The sequence below is a fragment of the Streptomyces colwelliae genome, from assembly GCF_048158785.1.
Classification (GTDB): Bacteria; Actinomycetota; Actinomycetes; order Streptomycetales; family Streptomycetaceae; genus Streptomyces.
In genome coordinates this window covers 1-6,685 of record NZ_JBLTJC010000492.1, presented here as the reverse complement: position 1 = coordinate 6,685, position 6,685 = coordinate 1, and the positions used below count along the sequence as shown (strand labels likewise).

The window sequence follows — 6,685 nt, the reverse complement described above, 5'->3', positions numbered from 1 at the left end:
GAACAGGGACAGGTCCCACGACTGTCAGGCGTGCGCGGAACCGATCTGGACGGCCCGGGAAGGAGCTGACCGCCCAGACAGCGGCCCGTGATCCGGTGGCTCCGGGACCGCGGTCGCTGGCGTCACTAGCACGGTCGCGAACGATCCGTGACTTCCATGGTGTACCCGAGAGGCCTCTCAGGCAAACCCACGCGCCTCACCTTACGCCGAATGGGCTGCGCCTATGCTCTGGGTTGTGGAAAACCACTCCTTGCCCCGCACAGCAGCCTTCTTTGACCTGGACAAGACGGTCATTGCGAAGTCGAGCACGCTCACCTTCGGCAAGTCCTTCTACCAAGGCGGACTGATCAACCGCAGGGCCGCCCTGCGGACCGCCTATGCGCAGTTCGTCTTCCTCACCGGCGGCGCCGACCACGACCAGATGGAGCGGATGCGCAAGTACCTGTCCGCACTCTGCCGCGGCTGGAACGTCCAGCAGGTCAAGGAGATCGTCGCCGAGACGCTGCACGACCTGATCGACCCGATCATCTACGACGAGGCGGCCTCCCTCATCGAGGAGCACCACACCGCCGGCCGCGACGTGGTGATCGTGTCCACGTCGGGCGCCGAGGTGGTCGAGCCGATCGGTGAACTCCTGGGCGCGGACCGGGTGGTGGCGACCCGCATGGTGGTGGGCGACGACGGCTGCTTCACGGGCGAGGTGGAGTACTACGCGTACGGCCCGACCAAGGCCGAGGCGATCAAGGAGCTGGCGCAGTCCGAGGGGTACGACCTCGAGCGCTGCTACGCCTACAGCGACTCGGCGACCGATGTGCCGATGCTCGAGTCCGTGGGACACCCCTACGCCGTGAACCCGGACCGCACACTGCGCCGCGAGGCACTCGCGCGCGGGTGGCCGATCCTGGACTTCAACCGCCCGGTCCGGCTCAAGCAGCGGCTGCCCGCGCTCTCCGTACCGCCCCGCCCGGCCCTGGTCGTGGCCGCGGCCGTGGGTGCGGCGGCGGCCACGGCGGGGCTCGTCTGGTACGCGAGCCGACGCAGGGCGGCGACCGTTTACGCCGGTTAGTGAGCCTTTGAGCGCAAAAGTAAAGAAGCGCGGCCAGGGGTTCCGCTTCCCCCAGGGCTGGAGTACAAAGGATTCAACGGCCCGCGAGACCAAGGACATCCGAAAGGATCACCTTAATAACGCATTTGGCCCCACGGACCGCGCATGAACACCGAGCACCCACGCGACGTCGACCCGTCGATTACGGGCCAGCCGCACCAGGTGACGGGCGAAGTTCCCGACCTGATGGGCAATATCTCGAGGACGCTTGGTAACCCGGTGGAACATGCCAGCGGCGGTACGAATCCCCGTACCGCCGCACCCCTTTGTCAGGCCCTCCGTAGAGGGCTGTTTTCATGTCAGGCGGCCCCGCGCTGAAGCGCCTCGCACACCGCCGTCGACTCGCGCGCCCCCAGCTCGACCGCCCTGCCGCAGTGCGCGATCCAGGCGGCCATGCCCTCCGGGGTGCCGGACACGTAACCGTCCAGCGCGGCCACATAGGCCGCGCGCCCCAGTTCGGCGTGGCCGACCTCTGCCGGGCACACGGACTTCGGGTCGAGGCCGCTGCCGATGAGGACGATCCGCTCGGCGGTGCGCGCGACCAGGCCGTTGTGGGAGGTGAAGGGGCGCAGCGCGAGCAGCTCGCCGTGCACGACGGCGGCGGTCACCAGCGCCGGTGCCGAGCCGCCCGCGATGATCAGGTCCGAGAGTCCGTCCAGGCGCCCGGACACCTCGGCCGCGCCCGGCAGGGGCAGTTCGACGAGCGGCTCGTCGACCGGCTCCCCCTGCTGTCGCGGCCGGCCGACTGCGTCCTCGCTGCTCGCGGCCGCCATCAGGTGCAGCCGCGCTAGCACCCTGAGGGGCGACTGCCGCCAGATGGACAGCAGTTGGCCCGCCTCGGCGGACAGCCGGAGAGCCGCGCCCATCGTGCGGGCCTCCGCGTCGCCACTGAAGTCGGTACGCCGACGCACCTCTTCGAGTGCCCAGTCGGCCCCGGACAGCGCGGCCGAGCCACGCGCGCCGCGCAGTGCGGCCTCGGCGGTGAGCTCGTTGCTGCGGCGCCGCATGACGCGGTGCCCGTAGACCCGGTCCACGGCCTTGCGCATGGACTCGACGGACTCGGCCACTCCGGGCAGTGTGCCCAGGGCCGCGAGCGGATCGGCGGTCGCACCTGTCGTACTCATGAGTACGACAGTAGCCATCCCAGGGGCGCGCCCCACGATTGAGTGGTCTTCTTCACGCACACCTGCCACGTACAGCTACTGCACGACTACGCTTCGTGAACATGAAAATTGCTTTCGTCGGGAAGGGCGGCAGCGGGAAGACCACCCTGTCCTCCCTGTTCGTCCGCCACCTCGCGGCCACCGCCCAACCGGTCGTCGCCGTCGACGCGGACATCAACCAGCACCTGGGCCCCGCACTCGGCCTGGACGAGGCCGAGGCCGCCGCACTGCCCGCACTCGGCGAACACCTCCCCCTGATCAAGGACTACTTGCGCGGCACCAACCCGCGCATCGCCTCCGCCGACACGATGATCAAGACCACCCCGCCGGGCGAGGGCTCCCGACTGCTGCGGGTACGCGAGAACAATCCGGTCTACGACGCCTGCGCGCGACCGGTGGAACTCGACGGCGGCGCCGTCCGTTTGATGGTCACGGGCCCCTTCACGGACGCCGACCTGGGGGTCTCCTGCTACCACTCCAAGACGGGAGCGGTGGAGCTGTGCCTGAACCACCTGGTGGACGGGCGCGACGAGTTCGTCGTGGTGGACATGACGGCGGGCTCGGACTCCTTCGCCTCGGGCATGTTCACCCGCTTCGACATCACGTTCCTGGTGGCCGAGCCGACCCGGAAGGGGGTCTCCGTCTATCGCCAGTACAAGGAGTACGCCCGCGACTTCGGGGTCGTCCTGAAGGTCGTCGGCAACAAGGTGCGAGACCAGGACGACCTCGACTTCCTCCGCGCCGAAGTCGGGGACGACCTGCTCGTGACGGTGGGGCACTCGGACTGGGTGCGCGCCATGGAGAAGGGCCGGCCGCCCCGGTTCGAGCTCCTGGAGGACGCCAACCGCCACGCCCTGCGCCTGCTGGAGATCGCCGCCGACGCGACGTACGAACTGCGGGACTGGGAGCGCTACACGCGTCAGACGGTGCACTTCCACCTGAAGAACGCGCAGAGTTGGGGCAACGCGCGCACGGGGGCCGACCTGGCCGCGCAGGTCGACCCCGGGTTCGTGCTCGACGAGAGCGTCACCGCCACGGTGTGAGGCGCGCCCCTTCTCGACCGCTTACTGCTTGACCGCCGGCGCCCCGGGGACACCCTTCGGGGCCGGGGCGGGGTGGCCGGTCAGGAAGGACGTCCAGCCCGGCTTCGGTGCCTCGCCGACGTTCAGGGTGCGCAGCTTGGCCAGGGTCTGCGGGTCCTGGGCGTCCAGCCAGTCGGACAGCTGCCGGAAGGACACGCAGCGCGTCTCGGGCTTGTTGCAGACCTTCTCGATGACCTCGTCGAGGGCACGCATGTACGTGCCGCCGTTCCAGGACTCGAAGTGGTTGCCGATGACCAGGGGCGCGCGGTTGCCGTCGTAGGCCCGGTTGAAGCCCTTGAGCAGGCCGTCACGCATCTCGTCGCCCCACTGGTCGAACTTGTCGGGGTCGCCCTGGGTCTGCGTGCCGGACTGGTTGACCATGAAGTTGTAGTCCATGGTCAGCTGCTCGTAGGAGTGGCCGGGGAACGGGACGAGCTGCATGGACAGGTCCCACAGCCCCTCCTTCTTCTTGGGCCAGATCTGGTCGTTGACCCCGCTGGTGTCGTAGCGGAAGCCCAACTGGCTCGCCGCCTTCATGAAGTTGGCCTGGCCTTCCAGGCAGGGCGTGCGGGCGCCGACGAGTTCCTTGTCGTAGTCGAAGGGCAGTGAAGACGCCTTCTTCATCCCGGAGTTGGTCTTCCAGCTCTTCACGAACTGCTTCGCCTGGGCGATCTCGCTCTTCCACTCGGCGACCGACCACTCGCCGACTCCGCCGTTCTTGCCGCAGAAGTGACCGTTGAAGTGGGTGCCGATCTCGTTGCCCTCCAGCCACGCCAGGCGCAGCTGCTTCACGGTGTCGGCGATGCCCTGCTCGTCGTTGAAGCCGATGTCCGAGCTGCCCAGCGAGTGCTCCGGGGGCTTGTACAGGTCGCGCTTGTCCTCCGGCAGCATGTACACGCCGCTGAGGAAGTACGTCATGTTCGCGTGGTTGGCCTTGGAGACCTCACGGAAGTGGGAGAACAGCTTCTGGCTGTCCTCGCCGGCGCCGTCGAAGGAGAAGACCACGAACTGCGGGGGCTTCTGGCCGGGCTTGAGCCGCTCGGGTCTGGGCAGATGCGGCTGCGCCCCGGTGTACGACGTGGAGCCGTCCCCGATCAGGCGGACTCCGCTCTTGGGTGCCGGGGCGGGCGCCGCCTTGCGCGGACCGTGCGCTCCCTGCGGGGAACCGTTGTCACCGATCGCGCAACCGGCGAGCGACGCGGCACAGGCCGCGGCGATCACGGCGCCCGCGGTGATCCTCTGGGTGGCGGCCATGTCCGCCCACCTTCTTCCTTCGTTCGGACCGACGCCGATCAGGGCGTTCTCTGGCGATGTGCCGGGAATCCCGGCAGCGGCGCCAAGGTCGCACGGGGCCGAAGGTGGGATTAGTACGACAAGCCGATGAAATTTCCACTTCACTCTCGGAGGTGACTTATTCGCCCATTTGCCCGCAAAATCTATGCTTGACCTTTACTCTGCATTACGATCCGTTTACCGAGCGTTGAGATATCCCGCCGCTGCACGCCGTGACCCCACGGCCGCGACCGACCCCCGCCATCGACGGGGACCACCAGTTCCGCGACCGCGCTGCCCCGGAGGAGACGGGAAGACATGTCAGCCTGTGTACCCACCCGCGCCACCGACTCGAATGCCAACGCGAATCGGACGAAGCGCGTCCACCCACCTCACAGCCCGCCGCCGCCCTCGCCCCGCCGCTTCCGTATCGCGGGCGCCGATGTGTCGGCCTCCATCGCGGTCTTCCTGATCGCCCTCCCCCTGTCCCTCGGCATCGCCCTCGCCACCGGCGCGCCCCTCCAGGCCGGCCTGGTCGCCGCAGCCGCGGGCGGACTGGTCGCCGGTCTGCTCGGCGGCTGCCCCCTCCAGGTCAGCGGCCCGGCCGCCGGACTCACCGTGGTCACCGCCGACCTGATCCACCGTTACGGATGGCGTACGACCTGCGCGATCACCGTCCTCGCAGGACTCGCCCAACTCGCCCTGGGCTGCGTGCGCGTGGCCCGCACCGCGCTCGCCGTCAGTCCCGCGATCGTGCACGGCATGCTCGCCGGCATCGGTGTCACCATCGCCGTCGCCCAGCTGCACATCGTCCTGGGCGGCACCCCGCAGAGCTCGGTCCTCACCAACCTCCGCGCGCTGCCCGCCCAGTTGGCCGACCTGCACCCCGCCGACGTGGCGATGAGCGTGCTGACGCTGGCCCTTCTGCTGCTGTGGACGCGAGTCCCCGGCCGGCTCGGGCATCTGATGCGCAAGATCCCGGCCGCGCTCGTCGCCGTCGCCGGAGCCACCCTCACCGCCTCCCTCGCCGGGCTGAGCCTGGCCAAGGTCGATCTGCCGTCCTGGAGCAGCCACGCGCTGGCCGGACTCCCCGAGGGCCCGGTGCTCGGCATCGCCGCCGCCGTCCTCACCACCACCCTGGTGTGCAGCGTGCAGTCGCTGCTCGGCGCGGTCGCCGTGGACAAGCTGGTCGCCGGGCAGCCCGGGCTCTCCGCCCGCGTCGGCCGCTCCGACCTGAACCGCGAACTGCTGGGCCAGGGCGCCGCCAACATCGTCTCCGGCACACTCGGCGGACTGCCGGTCGCGGGCGTGGCCGTACGGAGTTCGGCGAATGTGCAAGCCGGTGCCGTGAGCCGGAACTCCACGATGCTGCACGGCGTTCTCGTAGTGATCGCCGCGCTGCTGATGGTCCCGGTGCTGGAGCTGATTCCCCTCGCTTCGCTCGCCGCACTCGTGATGGCCGTCGGCATCCAGATGGTGTCCCTGCACCACATCCGCACGGTGACCCGCCACCGAGAAGTGCTGGTCTACGCCGTCACCACCCTCGGCGTGGTGTTCCTCGGTGTCCTGGAGGGCGTGCTCCTCGGGATCACCGTCGCCGTCGCCGTCGCCCTCAACCGCCTGGCCCACACCCACATCACGCACGACGAGAAGGAAGGAGTCCACTACGTACACGTCCGGGGGCAGTTGACGTTCCTCGCGGTGCCGCGACTCAGCCGCACCCTGCATCTCGTACCCCAAGGCGCCCACGTCGTCGTGGAGTTGGACGGTTCGTTCATGGACCACGCGGCGTACGAGTCACTGCAGGACTGGCAGAACGCGCACACCGGGCAGGGCGGCTCCGTCGAACTCACCGGCCGCCGTACGGGAGTCAGCGTCGCCGGGCCGGACCGCACCGGGGGCGGAACGACACCGGCCGGCACGACGACCGGCACGACGGCCAAGGCTCCGGCCGGCACCACGGTCAAGGCGCTCACCGGCACCCCGACCGCGTCCACCGCCTGCCGCTGCCACCCCTGGACGCCCTGGCGCAACCACCAGTGCGAGCCCCCGCGTTCCACACC

The 6,685-nt window shown here is 69.3% G+C and carries 5 protein-coding genes; 3 read left to right on the top strand and 2 right to left on the bottom strand.

The genetic code is table 11. From position 1 onward, the window contains the following. The first annotated feature begins 223 nt into the window (after positions 1-223). Positions 224-1,066, top strand: a complete 843-nt coding sequence (locus ACNFOC_RS48745; protein ID WP_406123814.1) for an HAD family hydrolase — start codon at positions 224-226, stop codon at positions 1,064-1,066. A gap of 338 nt (positions 1,067-1,404) precedes the next feature. Here the strand turns inward: ACNFOC_RS48745 and ACNFOC_RS48740 are convergent, their stop codons facing one another. Next, positions 1,405-2,229 (bottom strand): Fic family protein, encoded by an 825-nt coding sequence (locus ACNFOC_RS48740; protein WP_416965431.1) that lies wholly within the window; start codon positions 2,227-2,229, stop codon positions 1,405-1,407. Between the two features lie 101 nt (positions 2,230-2,330). On the opposite strand from ACNFOC_RS48740, the gene ACNFOC_RS48735 reads away from it, so the two are divergent. Next, positions 2,331-3,311: an ATP-binding protein gene (locus ACNFOC_RS48735; protein WP_416965430.1), complete on the top strand. Its 981-nt coding sequence runs from the start codon at positions 2,331-2,333 to the stop codon at positions 3,309-3,311. A 21-nt stretch (positions 3,312-3,332) separates the two neighbouring features. Here the strand turns inward: ACNFOC_RS48735 and ACNFOC_RS48730 are convergent, their stop codons facing one another. Then, positions 3,333-4,604, bottom strand: coding sequence for a polysaccharide deacetylase family protein (locus tag ACNFOC_RS48730; RefSeq protein WP_416965429.1), 1,272 nt, complete (start codon positions 4,602-4,604; stop codon positions 3,333-3,335). Positions 4,605-4,940: 336 nt separating this feature from the next. Between ACNFOC_RS48730 and ACNFOC_RS48725 the strand changes: the two genes are divergently transcribed. Further along, positions 4,941-6,685 (top strand): SulP family inorganic anion transporter (locus ACNFOC_RS48725; protein ID WP_416965428.1); only part of this gene is annotated, 1,745 nt, incomplete at its 3' end.